This is a genomic window from Nocardioides thalensis, assembly GCF_013410655.1.
Taxonomy (GTDB): Bacteria; Actinomycetota; Actinomycetes; order Propionibacteriales; family Nocardioidaceae; genus Nocardioides; species Nocardioides thalensis.
The window spans coordinates 934302-955794 of sequence record NZ_JACCFP010000001.1; the positions used below are offsets into that span (position 1 = coordinate 934302).

The 21493-nt window shown below is 69.8% G+C and carries 20 protein-coding genes and 3 pseudogenes; 12 read left to right on the forward strand and 11 right to left on the reverse strand.

Features of this window, described 5'->3' with window-relative positions; genetic code table 11:
- Window positions 1–82 precede the first annotated feature (82 nt).
- The 4 genes from HNR19_RS04700 to HNR19_RS04715 are packed head-to-tail and all read right to left on the reverse strand — an operon-like array spanning window position 83 to window position 4928.
- Window positions 83–1306, reverse strand: a complete 1224-nt coding sequence (locus tag HNR19_RS04700) for a substrate-binding domain-containing protein (protein WP_179666856.1) — start codon at window positions 1304–1306, stop codon at window positions 83–85.
- Window positions 1307–2410: an ABC transporter permease subunit gene (locus HNR19_RS04705; RefSeq protein ID WP_218910144.1), complete on the reverse strand. Its 1104-nt coding sequence runs from the start codon at window positions 2408–2410 to the stop codon at window positions 1307–1309.
- Entirely contained in the window at window positions 2407–3429 is a 1023-nt protein-coding gene (locus tag HNR19_RS04710) for an ABC transporter permease (protein WP_179666857.1), read from the reverse strand. Before HNR19_RS04710 ends, HNR19_RS04705 begins: the two co-directional genes overlap by 4 nt.
- Complete coding sequence (locus tag HNR19_RS04715) at window positions 3426–4928, reverse strand: ATP-binding cassette domain-containing protein (RefSeq protein WP_179666858.1); 1503 nt, start codon at window positions 4926–4928, stop codon at window positions 3426–3428. Before HNR19_RS04715 ends, HNR19_RS04710 begins: the two co-directional genes overlap by 4 nt.
- A 94-nt stretch (window positions 4929–5022) precedes the next feature.
- Here HNR19_RS04715 and HNR19_RS04720 point away from each other — a divergent pair, with 94 nt between their 5' ends.
- Window positions 5023–6195: an ROK family transcriptional regulator gene (locus HNR19_RS04720; protein WP_343047053.1), complete on the forward strand. Its 1173-nt coding sequence runs from the start codon at window positions 5023–5025 to the stop codon at window positions 6193–6195.
- Here HNR19_RS04720 and HNR19_RS04725 read toward each other — a convergent pair.
- From HNR19_RS04725 to HNR19_RS22290, 4 genes are read right to left on the reverse strand one after another with little or no spacing between them, the layout of a single operon-like run.
- The gene (locus tag HNR19_RS04725) at window positions 6182–7600 is read right to left on the reverse strand and encodes an ABC transporter ATP-binding protein (protein ID WP_179666859.1); all 1419 of its coding nucleotides are present in this window, start codon (window positions 7598–7600) and stop codon (window positions 6182–6184) included. The genes HNR19_RS04720 and HNR19_RS04725 overlap by 14 nt on opposite strands.
- Complete coding sequence (locus tag HNR19_RS04730) at window positions 7597–8427, reverse strand: ABC transporter permease (RefSeq protein WP_179666860.1); 831 nt, start codon at window positions 8425–8427, stop codon at window positions 7597–7599. The genes HNR19_RS04725 and HNR19_RS04730 overlap by 4 nt, the downstream gene beginning before the upstream one ends.
- Complete coding sequence (locus tag HNR19_RS22285; RefSeq protein WP_218910145.1) at window positions 8424–9377, reverse strand: ABC transporter permease subunit; 954 nt, start codon at window positions 9375–9377, stop codon at window positions 8424–8426. Before HNR19_RS22285 ends, HNR19_RS04730 begins: the two co-directional genes overlap by 4 nt.
- Complete coding sequence (locus tag HNR19_RS22290; protein ID WP_218910146.1) at window positions 9374–10894, reverse strand: ABC transporter substrate-binding protein; 1521 nt, start codon at window positions 10892–10894, stop codon at window positions 9374–9376. The genes HNR19_RS22285 and HNR19_RS22290 overlap by 4 nt, the downstream gene beginning before the upstream one ends.
- 137 nt (window positions 10895–11031) lie before the next feature.
- Here HNR19_RS22290 and HNR19_RS04740 point away from each other — a divergent pair, with 137 nt between their 5' ends.
- The 5 genes and pseudogenes from HNR19_RS04740 (at window position 11032) to HNR19_RS23705 (ending at window position 13572) form a co-directional block, all read left to right on the forward strand.
- Window positions 11032–11409: an MmcQ/YjbR family DNA-binding protein gene (locus tag HNR19_RS04740; RefSeq protein ID WP_179666861.1), complete on the forward strand. Its 378-nt coding sequence runs from the start codon at window positions 11032–11034 to the stop codon at window positions 11407–11409.
- A gap of 5 nt (window positions 11410–11414) precedes the next feature.
- Window positions 11415–12221, forward strand: coding sequence for an SDR family NAD(P)-dependent oxidoreductase (locus HNR19_RS04745; RefSeq protein ID WP_179666862.1), 807 nt, complete (start codon window positions 11415–11417; stop codon window positions 12219–12221).
- 4 nt (window positions 12222–12225) lie between these two features.
- Complete coding sequence (locus tag HNR19_RS04750; RefSeq protein ID WP_179666863.1) at window positions 12226–12762, forward strand: maltokinase N-terminal cap-like domain-containing protein; 537 nt, start codon at window positions 12226–12228, stop codon at window positions 12760–12762.
- A 6-nt stretch (window positions 12763–12768) separates the two neighbouring features.
- Window positions 12769–13179, forward strand: coding sequence for a nuclear transport factor 2 family protein (locus HNR19_RS04755; RefSeq protein WP_179666864.1), 411 nt, complete (start codon window positions 12769–12771; stop codon window positions 13177–13179).
- Window positions 13180–13196: 17 nt separating this feature from the next.
- A pseudogene (locus tag HNR19_RS23705) lies at window positions 13197–13572 on the forward strand (VOC family protein).
- A 689-nt stretch (window positions 13573–14261) separates the two neighbouring features.
- On the opposite strand, the gene HNR19_RS04765 reads toward HNR19_RS23705, so the two are convergent.
- Window positions 14262–15026, reverse strand: coding sequence for a TIR domain-containing protein (locus HNR19_RS04765; protein WP_179666865.1), 765 nt, complete (start codon window positions 15024–15026; stop codon window positions 14262–14264).
- 371 nt (window positions 15027–15397) lie between these two features.
- On the opposite strand from HNR19_RS04765, the gene HNR19_RS04770 reads away from it, so the two are divergent.
- The 4 genes and pseudogenes from HNR19_RS04770 to HNR19_RS04785 form a co-directional block, all read left to right on the forward strand.
- Window positions 15398–16282: a hypothetical protein gene (locus HNR19_RS04770; RefSeq protein ID WP_179666866.1), complete on the forward strand. Its 885-nt coding sequence runs from the start codon at window positions 15398–15400 to the stop codon at window positions 16280–16282.
- Window positions 16167–16469: pseudogene (locus tag HNR19_RS04775) on the forward strand (hypothetical protein); the annotation flags it as partial. The gene HNR19_RS04770 and the pseudogene HNR19_RS04775, both read left to right, overlap by 116 nt.
- A 376-nt stretch (window positions 16470–16845) precedes the next feature.
- Complete coding sequence (locus HNR19_RS04780) at window positions 16846–17844, forward strand: hypothetical protein (protein ID WP_179666867.1); 999 nt, start codon at window positions 16846–16848, stop codon at window positions 17842–17844.
- 52 nt (window positions 17845–17896) lie between these two features.
- Window positions 17897–18304 (forward strand): annotated as a pseudogene (locus tag HNR19_RS04785) (nuclear transport factor 2 family protein); the annotation flags it as partial.
- Between the two features lie 141 nt (window positions 18305–18445).
- Here HNR19_RS04785 and HNR19_RS04790 read toward each other — a convergent pair.
- Window positions 18446–18880 (reverse strand): hypothetical protein, encoded by a 435-nt coding sequence (locus HNR19_RS04790; RefSeq protein ID WP_179666869.1) that lies wholly within the window; start codon window positions 18878–18880, stop codon window positions 18446–18448.
- A 106-nt stretch (window positions 18881–18986) separates the two neighbouring features.
- Here HNR19_RS04790 and HNR19_RS04795 point away from each other — a divergent pair, with 106 nt between their 5' ends.
- Together HNR19_RS04795 and HNR19_RS04800 are read left to right on the forward strand one after the other, a co-directional pair.
- Complete coding sequence (locus tag HNR19_RS04795) at window positions 18987–19457, forward strand: hypothetical protein (RefSeq protein ID WP_179666870.1); 471 nt, start codon at window positions 18987–18989, stop codon at window positions 19455–19457.
- 467 nt (window positions 19458–19924) lie between these two features.
- A complete protein-coding gene (locus HNR19_RS04800) occupies window positions 19925–20773 on the forward strand; it encodes a type 1 periplasmic-binding domain-containing protein (RefSeq protein WP_179666871.1) in 849 nt (282 codons plus the stop codon).
- Between the two features lie 119 nt (window positions 20774–20892).
- On the opposite strand, the gene HNR19_RS23710 is transcribed toward HNR19_RS04800, so the two are convergent.
- On the reverse strand, window positions 20893–21063 hold the full coding sequence (locus tag HNR19_RS23710; RefSeq protein WP_179670089.1) for an Imm8 family immunity protein: 171 nt from the start codon (window positions 21061–21063) through the stop codon (window positions 20893–20895).
- Window positions 21064–21493: the final 430 nt, after the last annotated feature.

A 21493-nucleotide genomic window follows, 5' to 3' on the forward strand; every position in this document is an offset into this window, starting at 1 on the left:
CCCTTTCTGGTGGTCGAGGTCGTCGCTGGTCGAGCAGGGGAGAGCCCTGCTCGACCAGCGACGGGCGTGTGGCGCGGCAGGGTTACGGGATCTGCCGCTCCTGCCAGACCTCCGGGTAGCCCGGCAGGTCCTCGCCGCCGAACTTCGCGTAGTGGCCGTCGGGCATGCCGTCGTTGGCCTCGAGGTACGCCGCCCGCTCCTCCTCGGTGATCGGCTCCTGCGGGAGCACCCACTCGGTCGGGATCTCCTCGCCCTTGACGATCTTCTCGACGGCGAGCAGCGGGGTGCGCCACTGGAAGTTGGAGTAGACGGGCGCCAGGCCGGTGAGCCCGGTCTCCTCCCACTTGCGGAGGAAGCTCATCTCGTCCTCGCCGGTCATCACCGGGTAGTCGACGCCCTGGTCCTCGAACGCCTCGATGGCGGCGACGGCGCCGTCACCGGCGTCCATCCACACGCCGGCGACGTCGCCCTGCACGAGCGCGTCGGTGATGATCTTCTTGATCTCCGCCGGGTCGGCGCCGGTGAAGTGGTCGGTCGCCTCGATGCCGTTCTCCTCGAAGATCCGCTCGGCCGCGGCCCAGCGGGTCTCGAGCACGTCGACGCCGGGCAGGATCCGCAGCGCGATGACGCGGTCGCCCTCCTCGAGGTTCTCGACGAGGAAGTTGGCGGTCGCGATGCCCCACGCGTAGCCACCGATCGGGTGGATGAACGTGGTCGGGCAGTCGGTGTTGACGCCGCGGTCGAAGACGATCACGGGCTTGCCGGTCTCGCAGGCGCGCTCCACCGCGGGGGTGAGGGCTGCCGTCGAGTTCGGCGAGATGATGAAGACGTCGCAGTTGCCCTGGTCGATGAAGTAGTCGATGTCGGCGATCTGGGTGTTGTCGTCGTCACCGGCGTCGCGGGTCTCCATCTCGGAGATCACGCCGCTGTCCTGGAGCACCTCGAGCTGCTGGTTCATCGTGATCCAGCCGGTCTGGCGCCACGGGTTGGAGATCGAGGCGTTGGCGAAGCAGACCTTCTGCGCCTCCTGGCTCTTCCACTCCGAGGTGTCGGTCATCGGGCCGTCGATGTACTGCAGCCACGGCTCCTCGGGGTTGCCCTCGAAGGTGGCGTCCATCTGCTGCATCTGCTCGTCGTAGTCCGCCTGCACGAACCACTCGTCGCTGCTGCCCTCCTCCGACTCCTCGGTGCTCGCGGGATCGTCCGCGGTGTCCGGGTTGTCGACGGAGTCGTCGGTCGAGCACGCCGTGAGCACGGCCAGCATGGCCGCCCCCGCGAGCACGCCCCTGAAAGGTGACTTGCGCATTCAGTTCTCTCCAATGTTCGTGCCCGGGGTGGGCTCTGTGGGTCGGTCAGCTGTCTTGGGGGGAGGGGAGGTACGGCGGCCGCGGCCCAGGGTCCAGGCGCGGGCCGAGACGGCGAGCGCGGCGATGATGATCAGCCCCTGCACGCTGTCCCTCCACGTGGACTCGATCTCGAGCGCGGTGAGCAGGGTGAAGAGCAGCTCGAGCGCGAACGCGCCGGCCACCGCCGAGAGCACCCAACCGCGGCCGCCGCCGAGCACGACGCCGCCGAGCACGACCGCCGTGATTGCCATGAACTCGTAGCCCTGGCCGACGGACGGGTGCACGCCGGCGTAGCCGACGAGCAGGATCCCGGCGACGGTCGACGCCAGCGACGAGAGCACGAACGCCTGCGTCTTCACGCGCCACACGCGGGCGCCCGAGACGGCGGCGGCGTCGGGGTTGTCGCCGACGGCGATGAGCGTGCGCCCGAACGGGCGGCGCATCAGCCAGGCGGCGGCGACGCACAGGACGGTGAGGATGATCAGCGGATAGGGGATGACGTCGACGACCGGCACGTCCTCGATCGCCCCGCGCCCGATCTCGCGGAACTTGTCGGGCGGGTTGCCGGTCGCGGCGCCACCGGAGAGGTAGTCGACGAGGCCGCCCAGCGCCAGCATCATCGCGAGCGTGGTGATGAAGCTCGGCACCTGGAGGAGTGTGGTGACCAGGCCGTTGACGACGCCGATGCCCACGCCGAGCAAAAGCATCAGCACCAGGCCGGGGATGATCCGGCTCTCGTCCTCGCCGATGAAGTTGCCGGCGATCACCACCTGCGCGGCGATGACGGCCCCCATCGAGAGGTCGAACTCGCCGGACACGATGACGTAGTACTGACCCAGCGCCACGATCGCGATCGGCGCCGTACGGCCGAGGAAACGGATGAGCACGCCCGGGTCGCCGAAGTTGGGGTTGGCCGCGATCGTCGCCAGCAGCAGCGCGATCGCCAGCACGAGCACGGCGCCCCCGGGCGTGGCGAGCACCGCGAGGGCCCGCGCCCCCAGCCCGTGCGCGTGGTAGGGGAGCGGCGCCGTCGTACGGGTCTCGGTCACCTGGCTGTCGGTCACTTCGCCTCCTGGAGGGCGGCGTCGAGCACGCCCGGCCGTTCGAACCGGGCCGGCCGGCGGTCGATCTCGCGGCGGGCGTAGACCGCGACCGCGGCGACGATCACCGCGCCGCGGATCGCGTCGCGCAGGAACGGGTCGGTCTGGAGCGCGGCCATCACGTTGTCCATCACCGCGAAGATCGCGACGCCGGCGAGGGTGCCGGTGATGTTGCCCTTGCCGCCGGCGAGCAGGGTGCCGCCGAGCACCACCGCCGCGATCGACATCAGGTCGTACTGCCCCTGCGTGCCTGCGGTCGGGTTGCCCACCTGGGTCCGCGCGACCAGCAGCAGGCCGGCGAGCGCCGTGAGCATCGAGCACAGGACGTGGGCGGTGATGACCGGCACCGACGTGCGCACGCCGGACAGGCGCGCCACCTGCGGGTTGCCGCCGACGGCGTAGACCTGGTGGCCGACGCGGGTGCGGCGCAGCATCAGGATCATCAGCAGCGCGCAGCCGAGCATGATCAGGACCGGCAGCGGCACCGGGCCGATCCGGGTGGCGCCGATCAGCGCGAACGAGCGCGGGGCGTCGCCGGTGGGCCCGGCGTAGTTGACGGCGAGGTAGCCGCTGATGATCAGCCCCATGCCGAGCGTGGCGATGAAGCCGTGCACGTGCAGGAAGCTGACGACCGCCCCGTTGACGAACCCGATCGCCGCGGCGACCGCGAGGACCAGCAGCACGGCGGGCACGACGTTGCCCGACGACCCGTCCATCGTCGTGGCGGCGAGCACCGTGGTCAGGCTGACCACGTAGGACACCGACAGGTCGATGCTGCCGGTGAGGATCACGAGCGTCTGCCCGATGGCGACGAAGCCCAGCACGCTGGTGGCCACCAGGATCGCGGACACGTTGCCGAGGCTGAAGAAGTTGCGGCCCTCGGTGGCGGTGAGGATCGCCCCGAGGACGATCGCGACGACGAGGACGGCGAGCACCAGCCCGGTCGACGTGAGCCGGCCGAACCGCTCCGCGAGGCCCCTCATCGCGCCACCTCCCGGGCTCCCGTGGCGAGCTGGAGGACGGTCTCCTCCGACGAGCCGGCGGGCAGCTCGCCGGCGAGGCGGCCGTCGCGCATCACCAGGATGCGGTCGGCCATGCCGATCACCTCGGGCAGCTCGCTGGAGACCATCAGTACGGCGACGCCGGCGGCGGCGAGCACCCGCATCAGCTCGTAGATCGCGTGCTTGGCCCCGACGTCGATGCCACGGGTCGGCTCGTCCATGAGCACCACGCGCGGCTCGGTGGCGAGCCACCGCGCGAGCACGACCTTCTGCTGGTTGCCGCCGGAGAGGAACTGCACCTCCTGGTCGAGCGCCCGCGCCGCGACCTGGAGGTTGGACAGGAGGCCGGGGGCCTCGCGGCGGGCGGCGCCGGTGCGCCGCGGGAAGACCGCGCGCACCGGGCCGAGCACGTTGTCGAGGATGGTCTGGTTGAGCGCGAGGCCGGTGGCCTTGCGGTCCTCGGTGACCAGCGCGAGCCCGGCGCGTACGGCGCCGCGGGCAGACCGCAGCCGGACCTCCTTGCCGTCGACCACGACTGTGCCGCGGGTGAACGGCTGGACGCCGAACAGCGCCTCCATCAGCTCGGTGCGGCCGGACCCCTGGAGGCCGGCCACCCCGACGATCTCGCCGGCGCGCAGCGTGAGGGAGATGTCGTCGACGTACCCGTTGCCGGCGCCGGTGACCTCCAGCCGCGGCTCGCCGACCTCGGTGCCCTCGACGGGGCCGGGGAAGAACGACGTCATCGAGCGGCCGACCATGAGCCGCACCAGCTCGGCGTCGTCGAGCTCGGCCGCGGGCCGGGTGGCGACCTGGCGGCCGTCCTTGAGCACGGTGATCGTGTCGCAGAGGTCGAAGATCTCGCGCAGCCGGTGGGAGACGTAGAGGATCGCGACGCCGCGCGCGGTCAGCCCGCGGATGATCTTGTAGAGGAGCGCGACCTCGTGGTCGGCGAGCGCAGCGGTCGGCTCGTCCATCGAGATGATCCGCGCGTCGAAGCTGATCGCCTTGGCGATCTCGACGATCTGCTGCTCGGCGACCGACAGGGTGCGCACCCGCTGCCCGGGCCGGAGGCCGGTGACGCCGAGGTCGTCGAGGAGCGCCTGGGTGTCGCGCTGCATGCGGTCGACGTCGACGAGGCCGCGGCGGCGCGGCTCGCGGCCGAGCCAGATGTTCTCCGCGACGGTGCGCTCGGGGAGCAGGTTGAACTCCTGGAACACCGTGGACACGCCGGCGTGCTGGGCCTGGACGGGGTGGTGGAACGTCACCTCGCGGCCGTCGAGCTCGACGGTGCCGCCGTCGGCGACGTGCACGCCGGCGAGCACCTTCATCAGCGTGGACTTGCCCGCGCCGTTCTCGCCGACCAGGCCGTGCACCTGCCCCGCGCGCAGGTCGAGGTCGACGTCGGCGAGCACGGTGTGGCCGTGGAAGGCCTTGGTCAGGCCCCGGGCGCGGAGGGGGATCGTGTCGGTCTGGAGCGGCACGACGCCAGAGTGGCACGGGTCACACACTTCTGTCGAGAGCCTGGCAAAAGTTGTTTGTTGCACGTGCCAAAGTCCCCGTGGTTGACTCCTGCTCGTGCGAGCCAGCGACGTGTTCGACCTCCTCCGGGACGGTCAGCCGCGCACCCGGGCCCAGCTCGCCGAGCTCACCGGCCTGGCCCGCTCCACGATCTCCGCGCGGCTCGACGCGCTGGTGCGGCTGGGCCTGGTGGTGCCGTTCGGCGGCGTCTCCACGGGCGGCCGGCCGCCGTCGCTGCTGGCGTTCAACCCCGGCGCCCGGGTCGTCGTGGGCATCGACCTCGGGGCCACGCACGCCTCGGCCGCGCTGGCCGACCTCGACGGGCAGATCCTGGCCGAGCGGACCCAGCGGCTCGACATCGCGTCGGGGCCGAAGAAGGTCCTCGGCTGGGCGGAGCGGACGGTCCGCGACCTGCTCGCCGACCAGGGTCGCTCTGCCGGCGAGCTCGCCGCGATCGGCATCGGCCTGCCCGGGCCGGTCGAGCACTCGACCGGCCGCGCGATCAACCCGCCGATCATGCCCGGGTGGGACCGCTACGACGTGCCCGGCCACGTGCAGCGCGCGTTCGACGTGCCGGTGCTGGTCGACAACGACGTCAACATCATGGCCCTCGGCGAGCAGCACGCCCACCTGCGCGACGTGACCGACCTGGTGTTCATCAAGGTCGGCACCGGCATCGGCGCCGGCATCATTTCGGGCGGCACGCTCCAGCGCGGCGCCCAGGGCACCGCCGGCGACCTCGGCCACATCTACGTGCCGCGCGGCGCCGACGTCACGTGCCGCTGCGGCAACCTCGGCTGCCTCGAGGCGATCGCGGCCGTCCCGGCGCTGGCCGACGCGATCCGCGCCGCCGGTGTCGAGGTCGCGGCCGACGCCGACGTGGTCCGCCTGGTGCGCGCCGGCGACCCCGAGGCGGTCAAGGCCGTGCGCCAGTCCGGCCGCGACCTCGGCGAGGTGCTCGCCGCGCTGGTCAACCTCGTCAACCCGTCCGTGATCGTGATCGGCGGAGCGCTCGCGGCCGCGGGGGAGAGCCTGATCGCGGGGATCCGCGAGATCGTCTACCTCCGGTCGCTGCCGCTCGCCACCGAGCACCTCCACATCGCCACCTCGCGCGCCGGCGAGCGCGCCGGCGTGATCGGCGCCGCCGCGCTCGCCATCGGCCACGTGCTGTCGCCGGAGTCGATCGACCGGGCGGTGGAGGCCTCGGCGGTCGCGGCTACGGGCGGCTGACGAGCTCCTCCAGGCCGAGCCGGTGGTCGGCGACGGCGCCGATCAGGTCCTCGTCGTGGGTCACCAGCAGCAGCGCGCAGTCGGTCTCCGCGAGCTCGGTCATCAGGCAGTCGGTCGTCACCTCCTGGGTGACGAGGTCGAGCCGCGACGTCGCCTCGTCGGCCAGCAGGAGCGCGGGCCCGGTGACCATCGCGCGGACGATCGCCAGCCGTTGCAGCTCCCCGCCCGACACCTGCCCGGGCCGCCGCGCGAGCAGCTCCTCCGGGATCGCCACGCGCTCCAGCAGGCGGCTGAAGCGTCCGGCCGGTACGTCGTGCCGCCGCAGCGTGTCGCCGATCGCTGTTCCGAGCGCGACCCGGCGCGGGAACGACAAGGCCGGCTCCTGGTAGAGCTTCTGCACCCGCCCGGGGGTGAGGGACGGTCCGTGGTGGACCGTGCCGCGGTCGGGCCGGGTCAGCCGCAGCAGCACGTTGCCGAGCGTCGTCTTGCCGACGCCGCTCGGTCCGCTGATGGCCCAGCGCTCGCCGGCGCGCACCTCGATCGCGACGTCCTCGAAGAGCGTGCGGTCGCCGTACGACTTGGAGAGGGCGGTGGCCGACAGCACCGGCTCGCCGTCGGCCGGGGGAGCGGTCTCTCTCATCCAGGGGAACCGCCAGCGGGCGGGCTCGGCCGCGAGGAGGCGCCGCGTGTAGTCGTGCTGCGGGGTCTGCAGCACCGTCGCGGCCGGCCCGCGCTCCACGACCGACGCGTCCTGCATGACCAGCACCTCGCCGCCCAGCCGGCGCGCAAGGCGCAGGTCGTGGGTGATCGTCAGCAGCACGGCGTCGCCGTCGACGTGGTCGGCCAGCAGGTCCGCCAGCCGGTCCACCGCAGCCGCGTCGAGGCCCTTCGACGGCTCGTCGACGAGGAGCACCCGGGCGCCGCCCACGGTCGTCGCGGCGTACGCCACCCGCTGCGCCATGCCGCCGGACAGCGTGTGCGGGAACGACCGCGCGGCGTCGCGCAGCCCCACCCGCGCGAGGGCGGTCTCGGCGAGGGCGGCCGAGCGCCGGTCGCGCGGCGGGTGGTCCAGCACGCCCTCGGCGACCTGGTCGCGCACCCGCATCGTCGGGTCGAGGGCGAGCATCGGCTCCTGCGGCAGCAGCGCGAGCTCCCGTCCCCACGCCGTACGGCGGGCCCGGCGGTCGGCGAGGTCGAAGCGGGTGCTGCCGACCGTCAGCGCGCCGGTCACCTCGAGCTCGGGCGCGATCGTCCCCATCACCGCGTGGGCGAGCAGCGACTTGCCCGAGCCGCTCTCCCCGACGATGGTCAGCGGCTGGCCGGGCGCCGCGGTGAGGTCGGCGACGTCGACGAGCACGCGCCCGCCGCTGCGCACCACGAGGCGTTCGATGGTCAGGCCGTTCATGCGTCCTCCGTCCGGCGCAGCCCGAGGAAGCACACGGTCAGCAGGAAGAGGACCGCGACCGGTGCGAGCGACATCCAGGGCGCGACGTCGTAGTAGGGGAAGGACTCGGTGATCATCAGGCCGAGCTCCGCGCGCGGCGGCTCCAGCCCGACCTTCACGAACCCGAGGGTGGACATGGCGAGGATCGAGGTGACCATGCCGAGCGACGCAAGCGTGGTCAGCGCGGGCCGCAGCTCGGGCCAGAGGTGCCGCCGGACGACGTGCCACGGCCCGAGCCGGAGCAACCCCGCCACCTCGACAGCCGGCGAGCCGAGCACCAGCGCGGCGCGGGCCCGGACCACCCGGAAGTACTCGACCCACTGCGCCACCGCGAGCCCGACGTAGAGCGTCCACAGGTCGCCGTCGGACAGTGCGGCGACGAGCAGCACGATGAGCAGCGCGGGGAGGGCGACGAACACCTCGGACACCGACCGCAGGACGGCGTCGACCCACCCGCCCCGCCAGGCGGCCAGCACGCCGCTCGCCGTACCGATCACCAGCGCGGTCGCGACGCAGAGCGCCGCGAGCACGAGGGAGAGCCGGGTGGCGTGCGCCAGCCGGGAGACCACGCTGCGGCCGTAGTCGTCGCGGCCCAACGGCTCCGCGAGTGACGGCGCCTCGAGGAACCGGTCGAGCGACTGCGCCGCCGGGTCGCCCAGCACGAACGGCCCGACCAGCGCGAACAGCACGAGCGCGACGAGGACGCCGGCACACAGGCGCCGCGCCAGTCCCGCCGTACGACGTCCGCGGCGTTGTGTCGTGGGCGCGAGATCGAGGATCGCGGTCATGCCGCCACCTCCGACCGCCGCGGCCGCGGGTCGAGCCAGAGGACGGCGACGTCCACCAGCGTGTTGACCGCGACGATGAGCAGGGCGAGGACGAGCGCGCTGGCCTGGAGGACGGGGATGTCGCGCCAGAACACGGCGTGCACGAGCGCGTGACCCAGGCCCTGCCAGGAGAAGAGGCTCTCGACCACCACGACGCCCTCGACCAGCACCACGGCCTGGACCCCGAGGTAGGGGACCACGAGAGTCGCGGCGTTGCGGGCGACGTGGCGCGCCAGCACCAGGCGCTCGGTCAGGCCCTTGGTGCGGGCGAACCGCACGTAGTCGGAGCCGCGCACCTCCACGACCGCGTCCCGGGTGACCCGCGCGATCAGCCCCGAGAGACCGATCGCGAGGGTCACCGCCGGGAGCACGATCGTCGTCGAGCCTCCGTGTCCGACGGCCGGGAGGAGGCCGAGATGGACGGACAGTAGGAGGACGAGCAGGAGCCCGAGCAGGAACGGCGGCAGCGCGCGCACGGTTGCGATCCACACGTCGGTGACCCGGTCGACCACGCCGCCCGGGCGCTGCGCCGCGAGCGTGCCCGCCGCGCCGCCGATCACAATCGCGAGGAGCAGCGCGGCGCCCGCGAGCTGGAGCGTGCCGGCCAGGTAGTAGCCGACCTCCTGGAGCACCGGGCGGTGCGTGACGAGCGAGTCGCCGAAGTCGAGGCGGACGAGGTCGGAGAGCCACTGTCCGAAGCGCTGCCAGGCGGGGTCGTCGAGGCCGAGCTCGGCGCGGATGCCGTCCGCGGCCTGGGCGTCGACGAGGTCGTAGCCGTAGCGGCCGGCGGCGATCCGGTAGGCGATGTCGCCCGGCAGCCGGAGCACGACCAGGAAGCAGAGGGCCGACACCACCACGGCGACGCCGACGGCCTGGAGCGCCCGGCCGGCGAGCAGGCGGCCCAGGCTCACGACGCCCACTCGACACTCGACAGGTGCCACGACGTCTCGAGCGGGTCCATGACGAACCCCTCGATCCGGTCGGTGACGGCGGCGTTCATGCGATACCAGGCGACGGGGATGAGCGGCAGCTCCTCCTGCGCGATCGTGGTGACGGTGGTCCGGAGCTCGGCCGCGCGCTCCTCCGCCGGGCCCCCGAGGAGCTCGTCGACGGCGCGGCTCATGCGCGGGTCGGACCAGCCGTCGACGCCCCAGTCGGAGCCGGCGGGCGCGAACGTGTCGGCGACGGTGACGAGCGGGTCGGACACGAGCGCGAAGTGCCGGGCGACGAGGGCGAGCTCGAGGCTGCCGTCCGCGTGCCGCAGCGGCACCTCGCTGGAGTTGGCGACCTCCACGTCGATGTCGACGCCGACCTCCTTGAGGGAGGCCTGGATCGCGGTCGCGAGCGCGGGCAGCTCGGGCCGGTCGGGGTAGGTGAGCAGGTTCAGCCGCAGGCGCTCGCCGTCCTTCTCCAGGAAGCCATCCTCGCCCTCGGACCACCCGGCCGACTCCAGGACCTCCCGCGCCGCCGCGGCGTCGTGCGCCAGCGGTTCGAGGTCGGGCTGGTGCCAGGTGGTGAGCGACGGCGGCATCAGCTGGGTCGCGGCGAGCTCCTCCTCGCGCAGCACGGCCTCGGCCATCGCTTCGCGGTCGAGACCCATGCTCAGCGCACGGCGTACGTCCGGGTCGCCGAGCACCGGGTGCTCGCCGTTGACCTTGAGCATGATCGTCCGCGGCTGGAGCGACGACACCAGGCTGACGCCGTCGGTGCCCTCGACGCGCTCGCGGCCCGCGGGCTCGAGGTGGAACACGACGTCGGCCTGGTCGCTGCTGGCCATCAGCGCCCGCGACTCCGGGCGGGTCACCGTCTGGAAGCTGATGTGCTCGACCTCGGGCGGCGTGCCGCGCCAGTCGTCGTACCGCTCGACCTCGATCGAGCCGGGGAGCTCGACGTGCTCGATCCGGTAGGGGCCGGACCCGATCAGCTCGGTGACGTGGCCGTCCTCGTCGTACGACGCCGGCGCCAGGATCATCGCGCTGTAGTGCGTGAGCACCGCCGGGAGCGTGAGGTAGCGCTCGGTGAGGTCGAAGCGGACGCCCGTCTCCGTGGCCACGATCTGCTCGACGGGGATGGTCGCGAGCGGGCTCGCCTCGTCGGAGCGGGCGGTCTCGAGGGCGGCGACGGCGGCGTCCGGGGTGACCGGCGTGCCGTCGTGGAAGGTGGCGCCCTCGACGAGCTCGAACGTCCACGACCGGCCACCGCGCGAGGACGACCATTCGGCGGCGAGCCCGGGGACGAGCTCGCCCTCGACGTCGGCGGTGACGAGGGTCTCGGCGACCTCGAGCCGGGTGAAGAACCCGCTGGTCGCCGTCGGCTCGAGGCTGTGGATCTCGAACGGGCCGACGATCCGGAGGGTGTCGGACCCGCCTCCGGGCTCGGCCGGCGCCGAGCAGCCCGGGGCCAGCCCGAGCACCATCGCCACTGTCACTGCTGCGCCTGCGCGCCGATACCTACGCATCTCGAACCTTCCTCGGGGAGTGATGCGAGGAAGATAATGAGAACCGTTCTCAAAAGTCGAGCCGGCGGCACGGACGGGTGTCCGTGGTGTGCGGCACACTCGGGGCCGTGGTGGATCGACCGGACGTGCCGCTGGCCTGGGTGGAGCGGCTGCGGCGGATCATGAGCCGCTTCCCCGAGTGCCGCGAATACGTGCCGTGGACCGGCGTCAGCTGGCGGGTCGGCTCGGCGACGGTGGCGCACGTCTTCGGGGGAGAGGACCAGCTGTTCCGCATCACGTTCCGCGCCGAGCCCGACGAGGTGATCGCGTTCGAGCACATGGGCGCGCCGTACTTCCGCAACGGCTGGGGTGGCAACTCGGTCGGCATGCTCCTCGACGACGACACCGACTGGGACGAGCTCGCCGAGCTGCTCACCGACTCGTTCTGCATCCAGGCGCCGCAGCGGCTGGCCGAGCAGGTGGAGCGACCCGGTGTGACAGGCTGAGCCGCATGTTGGTGGTGGGCAAGGTCTGGGTCGTCACGGGCGCCGGCAGCGGCATGGGGCGCGAGCTGGTGCGCGAGCTCATCGCCCGCGGCGGCCGGGTCGCGGCGGTCGACCGCAGCGAGGCCGGTCTCGCCGGTACGGCGGAGCTCGTCGACACCACCCGGCTCACGACCCACGTCGTCGACATCACCGACCGCGACGCCGTCGCCGCCCTGCCCGACGAGGTCGAGGCCGCTCACGGAGCGATCGACGGCCTGATCAACAACGCCGGCATCATCCAGCCGTTCGTGCCCGTGATCGACCTCGCCGACGACGACATCGAGCGGGTCATGGAGATCAACTTCAACGGCACGCTCCGGATGAGCCGTGCGTTCCTGCCGCGGCTCATCGGCCGGCCGGAGGCGCACCTGGTCAACGTGTCCAGCATGGGCGGGTTCTTCCCGTTCCCCGGCCAGTCGATCTACGGCGCCAGCAAGGCGGCGGTCAAGCTGCTCTCCGAGGGCCTGTACGCCGAGCTGCTCGACACCGGCGTGCGGGTGTCCGTCGTCTTCCCGGGCGCGATCAACACCCAGATCACCGCCAACTCCGGCGTCGACCAGCCGGTCGCGAGCGAGGACGACGCCAAGGTGCCGATGACCTCACCGGAGAAGGCCGCGCGCATCATCGTCGACGGCATCCAGCGGGATCGGCTGCACATCCACGTGGGCCGCGACGCCCAGCTGATGAGCCTCGCGATCAAGGTGGCGCCCCGGGCCGCGATCCGACTCGTGAAGAGGGCGATGGCGAAGCGCCTCGCACCTGAGGCAGTCTGACCCCATGGCGACGATCTACAGCACCGCGACCATCAAGCCGACGAAGACCGAGATCCTCGAGCAGATCTGCGGCGGTCCCGTCGACGTGCTCGGCACCTACCGCTTCGACGACCCCGACGGCGAGGTCGGCATCGAGGCGTTCGTCGTCGCGAAGGATGGCGCCACGCGGCACGTCGTACTCACCTATCGCGGAGCGCCGCTCGAAGGGGCCGAGTCGCACCTGGTGACGACGATGGAGCACTCCGAGCTCGGCGACCGCTGGATCTACGACGGCCTCGCCGACCCGGTCGCGGTCGGCTGCTTCCGCCGCGCCCTCCTGCGCGAGCAGACCCAGGCGTCGCTCGAGCTCTACGACGGTGACAAGCAGGTCGCCGTACGCGAGCCGTCGATCCGCCTGTCGGTGCTGGACGGCGAGCCCGTCGACGACCTCGCGTCGCTCACCATCGCGACCGACCTCGACGCCGCGCCCGTTGACGTGGTGGGTCCGCGGCTCCAGGCGAGCTGGGACGGCGGCGAGGCCGTCGTCGCCGGCCTGGGCTGAGCGCCGATGCCGACCCCCGACTTCCGCGCCGCCGTCGAGGCGCGCGACCTCGACGCGATGACCGCGCTCCTCGCCGACGACGTGGTCTTCCGCAGCCCGGTCGCCCACAAGCCCTACGAGGGCAGGCCGATCGTGGCCGCGATCCTCGCCAACGTGATCGAGGTCTTCGAGGACTTCCGCTACGTCCGCGAGCTCCACGACGACGCCGGCCACGCGCTCGTCTTCGAGGCGAAGGTGGGCGACCTGTCGCTCACCGGCTGCGACTTCCTCGAGTACGACGACCGCGGCCTGATCACCGACCTGATGGTCATGGTCCGCCCCCTGCGCGCGGCCGAGGCGCTCGCCGCCGCGATGGGCGCCCGCTTCGACGGGATCGTCGAGATGGCCGCGCAGCTCGCGGGCAGCGACGCGCACTGACCGTGCGCCTCGACCTGGTGTCGCTGATCGTCGACGACTACGACCCCGCGGTCGACTTCTTCGTCTCCGTCCTCGGCTTCACCCTCGCCGAGGACGAGCCCTCCACGACCACCGACGGCCGCCCGAAGCGCTGGGTCGTCGTGCGGCCGGAGGACGGCGGGACCGGGATCGTGCTCGCTCGTGCGGACGGGACCGAGCAGAAGGCCGCCGTGGGTCAGCAGTTCGCCGGGCCGGGTCGGGCTGTTCCTGCGGGTGGACGACTTCGACGCGACCTTGGACCGGATCACTGGCGCCGGGTGCGAGGTCATTCGCCCTGCCCGAAGAGAGGCGTACGGGCAGGTCAGCGTGTTCCGCGACCCGTGGGGGAACCTCTGGGATCTGCTGTCGTCGTAGCTGGAGGGCGGCCGGGTCCTGTCAACCGCCCAGAATGACGCACGGCATCGTCGCCGACTCAATATCTTCCTCGCCGTTCGCGTACGGACCGCTAGGTTCCAATGTGGTTAACGAGCTGTCGTTCGTTTCAGATCTACCCGAACCTATGGTCGAGGTCATGGTTCACCGGGCTCCGCCAGGGCTGAGTCCGCGCGGGGCTCGCCAAGTGGCATGTATCCGCGTCATGCTCTCCCAATGGTCGTCCAGCCAGTCTTCTGCCTACATGCGATCCAACTGGGGTAGAGCACGCTGGAACGAGCGCCGGACTCCTTGGGACAGCGCGTAGCCCACAGGCGGCTGCCGGCCTCCTGGTCCATCTGCAAGATCGCCATCGCGACGAGGACGAGGGAGTGCGCGACCTTTATAGACCAAGGTAGAGCGGCGAAGTCCGTCCATGTGCTCATCGATGACGAGCGAGTCGGCTTGCAGATAGACTTTGCGTTGCTGCGAGTCCGCAGGGAGCTGGTTGGCTTTCCCAGGTGGAGGCCGATGGGCGCGATGCCCTGACGATCAGCGGATCTGCGGGCGCAGCCGAGGCGCGGCAATACACCCCTAGAAGGTAGTGCCCTCGGTAGTTGCCCGAGTTGGAGCGCCGTCCCCCCGGTGGCCAGGACCGTCAAGGAACAGCCCTTGCCGGGGGGACACGCCTTCTACAGTGGTGAGGACGGCACATCGCGACGCACGCTGTAGTTGACTCGGAGGCCGCCAGCGCGGAGCTTGGCTGCGAAGTGCCGGAGATTGGCTCGCGTCAAGTCAGGTGTGGTCTTGGTCATCGTGTAGTTCCGACCACGAGGGCTCCTCAGGCGAAGAGTGGTCGGGCTGTTTGTCCTCACAGTCCATCCCTGCGCTTGAGCGTTGGCGCAGAGCATGTCAATCTCCAGGTCCAGGGGTGTTCTGACCGAGGCGGCCTGACCATCGGCCATGCTCGTTCGCGGCCGCCATCCGTGCAGACGTATCTGGTTCTCGATGTCGAGTGCGGCCCCATTCAAAGCTGCTTGGAGATCGCGCGGGTCAGCTGGCGGGTTGTAACGCAGTTGCGTCAAGCCGCTCAGGTCGGATGGGAAACGCAGGTCAGCCCCGTTGGGTGCGAGGAGGTACGTGCGATTGCGCCCGATGGCTCCTATGAACAGCCCGAACTCAAACAGGACGTTGTCTCGCATCGTCCGGTGCTCCACGTCGCGAATGCGCGTCACATCGTCTGGCGTGGCAATTAGGACGGCATAGTCGGCCCGGTCTGCCGCGCTCTGCAGCGCCTCGAGGGTGAAACTCGACGGCTCGAAGATGCCCCGGTTCCATGCCTCCACCCGGCAGATGTTGTGATCTTCCAACTCTCGCTGGAGGTTCCGGACGACGATCAGCCCCTCTGTCGAGGACCCGATGAACAACGCCGGCAGAGCGTTGGGGGAGGCAGTCACAATGACACCCTATGGGGCGACGTCGTCGCCCGAGGCGGGCTGCTTCCTCGCCGATTCCAGCGCCGCTGCCTTCGCCTCCTGTGCGTCGCGCCACTCCTAGGTCATCAGCCGCCAGGTCCGGAGTTCCGGAAGGGGGCGATGCCGAGATGACCCACAGCAGCCTGCAACCCCACCCAGCGCATCCTGCCTGGGTGAGTCATCCGATGATCGGCTCGGGCATCCGGTCCTCCTCTCTCTCCACATGAATCCCGCTGTCGTGACTACCTGGCGTACATGGTGATGCGAAGCGGCGACAAATCTGTAGTGCGCCACGTCGTCTCTGCGAAGAAGCGACTTCGGTCGGACCGGGCCGTGTCTGCGAAGGTTGCCCTATGACCGAGAAGGAGTCGGGCGAGGCCGAGTCGGTTCTGCAAGCGCGAAAGATCGAGATCGAGGCGATTCTGGAGCAGCACCCTGCGCTACGGGCCGTGCAGCAGATGGAGGAGATGGACCGGGCTCGCGAATGGTACGTCCGTAACGCCGACCATCTCCTGTCGGCGATGGACGCCCTCAACCACGATGACCTGGGGTTTCGGCTGTTCATGATGGGCAACGAGGTGGCCTGGAACGACGAGGACGGCACCCGCGAGTTCTTCGTGGAGATGGGCCGGCACTGGCACAATTACGTTGCCTCGGCCGTAACGGTCGCTGACCACATGCGAGAGCTGTTTAAGGAGCAGTCCGAGGACCTGCATGCCGAATACGTGCAGAAGATCGACGAGTTGATCAAGCCGCATGCAGTGGTGGCCTTCGTGCACCGATCACGAAATGTCGCCCTTCACCGTGGCGTCTTCACGATGGGCGCCGCTTTCAGGTTCCGCAAGGGCAAACAGCGGTTCGACGTCTATTGCGACACAGGAACGATGCTCAACCGGTACAGGTCATGGTGGACACCTGGCGCGATTCAGTACATGGAGCAGACGTCGGAGGTGAGCCTTTCCAAGGTCGTGGACGAATACGCCGAGGTCGTTGACCCCCTGTACCAGTGGTACTCCGATCGCTTCTACGCGTACCACTACCCGACGCTGATGGGGTTCGAGACCCTCGCCAAGGAGTACCGCCAGATCTGCGAGACGTTGGAGCCCGGAGAACTGCCCCCTCATGACCCGGAAGCGACCTTTTCCCATCCCGATCGGCCCAAGCCTCCGCCTCCGAGGCGCCCCCGAAACAAGTCCAAGAGCAAGAAGAAACCGAAGCCGAAACAGCGCAAGCGGTAGCCGACCATCGTCCCTGCCCTGCAACAACGACCACGGCGAGCTGAGCGAACGGCTACCCGCGGTCGCCCGAGTCGAGGTGGAGGGTGTCCGCGTGCGGGTGGTGCACGGGACCGGACAGGCCAAGGGTCGCGAGGAGCGAATGAGCGGCGCCTACTCCGACCTCGACGTGCTTGTCTTCGGCCACAGTCATATCCCCTGGGACACGGTCACTTCGACGGGCTTGCGGCTGCTCAACCCCGGGCTCTCCGACCGACCGCCGGCGCCAGCCGCACTGCACCTACGTGACTGCGAGGGCCGACAGGGGTGCGCTGAGAGACGCCGTCCTCCACCGGCTGCCGCCACGGGTGTAGGGCCGCGCCGGTCCTCGAGCGACCGGGACCGAACGGGCGCGCCGGACGAGCTTCCCTCCTGTCACTCGGTCGGGTTGGGCGTCGGTCAGACCGGCGTCAGCGCTGGAATCTGCTGCTCCGCAACACCGGGGCCGCCGACGTCTCTGCGTGTTAGCGTCACCTCGCGGGGGCTGACGAGATGGCTACAACCTGAGGTCAGCAGAGGTGGGCAACATGGGGACGATTTCGCGCAAGGCTGCCGGCCTCGCGACGGCCGTGGTCGCGGTGACGGCGCTCTGCCTGGCCGCCCGGCCGGCGACGGTGGAGGCGGCGGAAACGGAGACGTCCGCGGAGGTTGCGGCGACGGGGTACGGCAACTGGCCGCTCCACGCGAACTGCCCAGTCGATCACCCGGCGATCCTGGCGAGCCCACCGGGCAACTACACGGCGTGTGTCCAGTTCTCCTACGGCAGTCAGCTCGACCAGCTGAAGATCGGGAACCTCAAGCTGAGAGGGGGCGGCTCGATCAGGTCGGAGTTCGGCGTCTTCGGGCCCAGCCCTGACAACAACACGGCCGTGCCCTCCGCGACGCCGATCTCGACGGACATGTGGATCACGGGCACGGAGAGCCTGGTGTCGCCGTTCCTGCTCCAGTCGTTGTGCGGGCTGCTGGGAGGCTCCGGTCCGTTCCCCGTCCGGGACGGGCTCTACGGGCTCTGCTTGGACATTGCCGACCAGGTCGGCCTGGACAAGGTCCTGAGCGTCCGCGTCGAACCGGCGGGCACCCCGTCGCAGTTCCGGCTCTCCGGCGTCATCAACGGTGGGCCGGCGCTCAACCTCCCGATCAAGCTCCGGCTGGTGAGCCCGGCGCTCGGGCCGAACTGCTACATCGGCTCGAACGCGAGGCCCGTGATGCTGCGGCTCAACGCAAGTGGCCCGGCGACGTACCACCAGGCCATCCCGGACGACAACGGCTTCGCGGTGACCGGTGACATCTACGGGTTCGGCGCCGACTTCCTCGACACCTCGTTCGCGGTCCCGGCGGCGAGTGGCTGCGGCAACCCGGTCATGGACCTCGTCCTCAACCGAGTGCTCGGCCTGCCCTCGGCGAGTGGCAGGAACTCGGCGTCGGTCGCGCGGCTCGTGTCGGTGCAGTCGACGACGGCGGGCGGCACCGAGCTCTTCGAGTCGCTCGAGGCCGCGCGGTCCGACCCCTGGTGGCCCTGGCAATAGCGGCTTAGCCTAGCGCCAGCGGCGTGGCCGCTTCGACTTCGACGCTGCGGTCGAGGCGCGTGACCTCGACGCGATGACCGCGCTTCTCGCCGCCGACGTGGTCTTGCGCAGCCCGGTCGCCCACAAGCCCCGCGAGGGCAATCCGATCGTGACGGCGATCCTCGCCAACGTGATCGAGGTGTTCGAGGACTTCCGCTCTGTCCGCGAGCTCCACGACGACGCCGGCCACGCGCTCGTCTTCGAGGCGAAGGCGGGCGAGCTGTCGCTCACCGGCTGCGACTTCCTGGAGTACGACGACCGCGGCCTGATCACCGACCTGAGGGTGATGGTCCGCCCCCTGCGCGCGGCCGAGGCGCTCGCCGCCGCGATGGGCGCCCGCTTCGACGGGATCGTCGAGATGGCGGCTCAGCTCGCCGGCAGCGACGCCTCGTCACGGTGCGCCTCGACCTGGTGTCGCTGATCGTCGACGACTAGGACCGCGCGATCGACTTCTTCGTCTCCGTCCTCGGCTTCACCCTCGCCGAGGACGAGCCCTCCACGACGACCGACGGCCGCCTCTGTCAGTTGACAGTGGCCGGCCCAGGCGAGAAGGGCCCCGCAGTTAGATCCACTCTTCGCCGGCGGATACCCAGAGCGTGCGCTCGGCCGGGGTGTGCCGGACGCTGAGATTGCCGTCGCCGACGACGTGGTCCAGCGGGCTACCGCTGCCGTGGTTCTCGCCCAGGCAGGCGCAGGTGCAGTCCGGCCACGTCCGGCGCTTGGCACCCCAGCACGGGGCAACGCAAGTCTCAGTGACGTTGCCGCATTGCGTGACCTCAACCTGGCCGTAGCGCACTGCCAGTGCCTGGATCAACTTGGCACTGTAATGGCGCGCCACCTTGAACACCGGCTTGTCGTACAGCACAGCACCCCGACGACTAAGACCAAGCATGTCCTCGAGCAGGTCATAGCCGCGCCGGTTGGGGTTCCAGGGAAGCAGCACAGAGATGCGCGCGCTCTTGTCAGAGGGCAGCGTCACGTGCGGGTACTGGGCCACGAGGTAAGCCTGCCATGCATCACAGCACCCATATGCGCTTTGTCGTACGGGGCGGGATGTTCGAGACTAGTCGCGAAAATACCACCGAGGAAAGCACGGTTGTTCGATGACGGACTCTTTAGACGATCTGTACGAAGAGGTCGGCCGAGTCGTCGTGCCGGGCGCGGTCTTGGAGCAGGCACTGACGTCCATCGCGTACGGCGCTCTCGGCGGCGGTGACGCTGCGCGCGAGATAACCCACGGCCTTCCCTTGGCCCAAGTGCAAGCGCATATCGAGACAGAGGCTAAGGCCCGGCCCGCCGAGTGGTGGAGCGCTCGCTCGCTCGATCTGCTGACACGAATCGCGCAACCTCTCCAGGCCCGGCATCGTGTGGTTCACGGATACTGGACTGATCTCCGCGGCATCGTCGACGGCAAGTCCTTTGTCACTTTCAAACCCGACAGGCAATCTCGAATGTGGCAGGCGCAGCACTTTGACGGCACGCAGCTGCGAGCGCTCGCTAGCGAGTTGCGCGACTTGAGTTTGGAAGCTCGCGAAATCGCCGACCGACTGATAGACGAGGTCGAGGGCCGATAACTGGGACCTACGTCGATCGCGGTCACAAGTAGTGGTCGTTGCAAACGTTCCGTTCCATACGCAAGGTGGCTGAACTCGTTCGGCATCCTGCTGATTAGCGTCCAGCGATGATCTACCGCGCCCACCGCGTGCCGCCTGCCGAGGTCCCGGAAATCGCTCCCGAGGAATGTGCGGCGGTCGTCAGGCAGCCCCGACACCTAGTGAGTTGAGGACCGATCTGCGCACGTGGTCCCGTTCCGTCGTATCTTCAGATGGTGGCAAGTCAGAAAGGTCGAGGGCGGGCTGCGGCAGAGTTCAACGAGGCTGTGAAGGCGGAACTAGCTGCGGAGGCTGGCTATCGGTGTGCGAATCCGTCCTGCCTCGCACCAACGCACGCTGCTGGAGACACTCGGGTTGGCGAGGGCAAGGTGGGACAGGCAGCCCACATATCGGCTGCAGCCGAGGGTTTCGCACGATGGCGCAGCAAGATGGATCCGGCGGTACGCAAGTCCGCAGCAAACGGCATCTGGCTGTGCAACGTCCACGCTCGCGAGATCGACGTCGACGAGAAGCGTTTCCCCGAGGCTCTCCTGCACCGATGGAAACGTCGCGCGCGCCAGCGTGCCTACGCTGCGCGCGGACTGCAGACTGAGCCGCCTGAGCCGCGGGCCCTCATCCGCCATACGGCATGGCTAGGTGACGCGACGGACAGACCTATCGTGCATCGGTTTGTCGCAGACTTCATGAGCGACACCGGAGCTCAGTGGCTCTGGCCTGGCGATGCTTACGACGCGATTCGCATGGCGCTGTACGAATTGGTGCTGAATGCCGTCGAACACGGCGGGGCCGACGGCGTTCACCTGCGTGCGCGTGGCTTCCGAATCGACTTGGTCTACGTGGGATGCGACTTCAACCCAAATAGCCTCTCCATGGAGAGTGGGGACGGCGGTGCGGAGGCAATGCTCCACCTGCACTCTGTGCTCGGAGACTCCTTGACCGTGGCCTACACCCACAACGGGGCCGTCGCCACGATTCGTCTAATCGACGTCGGCAGTGCGGGACCTAATCAGCCATGCGCCATCCGGAGCTCCGATCTTGTGCCTGGATGGGAAGTGGCGTTCGAGGCTTGCGATGCGGTGCACGTCTTTGTTGGCGGGCTTATGTCCTTCAGTGACATTTCCTCCGTCGGCGAACGCCTGCAGCACGCCGCCTCACAAAAGCGACTCGTCGTGCACGGATTCAGCGAGCCCTTGGCCGAATCCGCCGCGCGGCGATTTCCTGAGCTTTCTGTTGTGAAGCGGCGGAAGTTGGCGGACGACCAACTGCCGACCTCGTGACTCCTCCCTACCTAGAAGAGTGGCGCGTCATGGCCGCCAGGCTCCGAGCCGCAAGTGTAGGAGCGTGCTTTCGCCGCCCGCCCGTCTCCGGGAGGCGGCTGGTCACGGCGGATGTGCGGTCAGGCGCGGTAGTCCTCGAACTCCCAGTAGGCGAAGCGTCCGAGTCGCTCGCTGACCTGGGACCAGGTCTCGGCCTCGACCTTCTGTACCCTCGCCGATAGCCACGAACGGCGCGCCCGAAGGTCGAACGTCTCGAAGTTGACGACGAGATGGTGCCGAGCGTCGTGGATGCCGCCACCTGGCTACACGCCTTGGCCAGCCGCTCCGGCGTGCAGACAGTGATGTCGAACGACTCCTCTCCAGGTGTGACGGGAGGACCGACGATCATCTGAGCGGGTAGCGCGAAGTCCGCGGAGTCGTTGTGAAGCGTCGAGGGGTCGGGTTTCAGGTTGAGGCCCTCTAGAACGGCTCGCATGCCGCAATCCTCCAGCACGAAAGCGCACTCATCGGCCGCCGCGGCGCCCGGCCATGCCGTTGACCGGGCAGTTCGAGGTGCGTCACATCGCCGCCTCGCGGGACGCAGTCGCCTGTGGCCGTCGGAGTGACTGGGGGTGGCTCGGCCAGCTTCTCCAGCCGCGGACCCCAGACGCCAAAGCGACGAGACCAGGAGCCACGGACGGCCTGGCGCGAGCTGATCCGTTTCCTCCAAGTCGCCTAGAC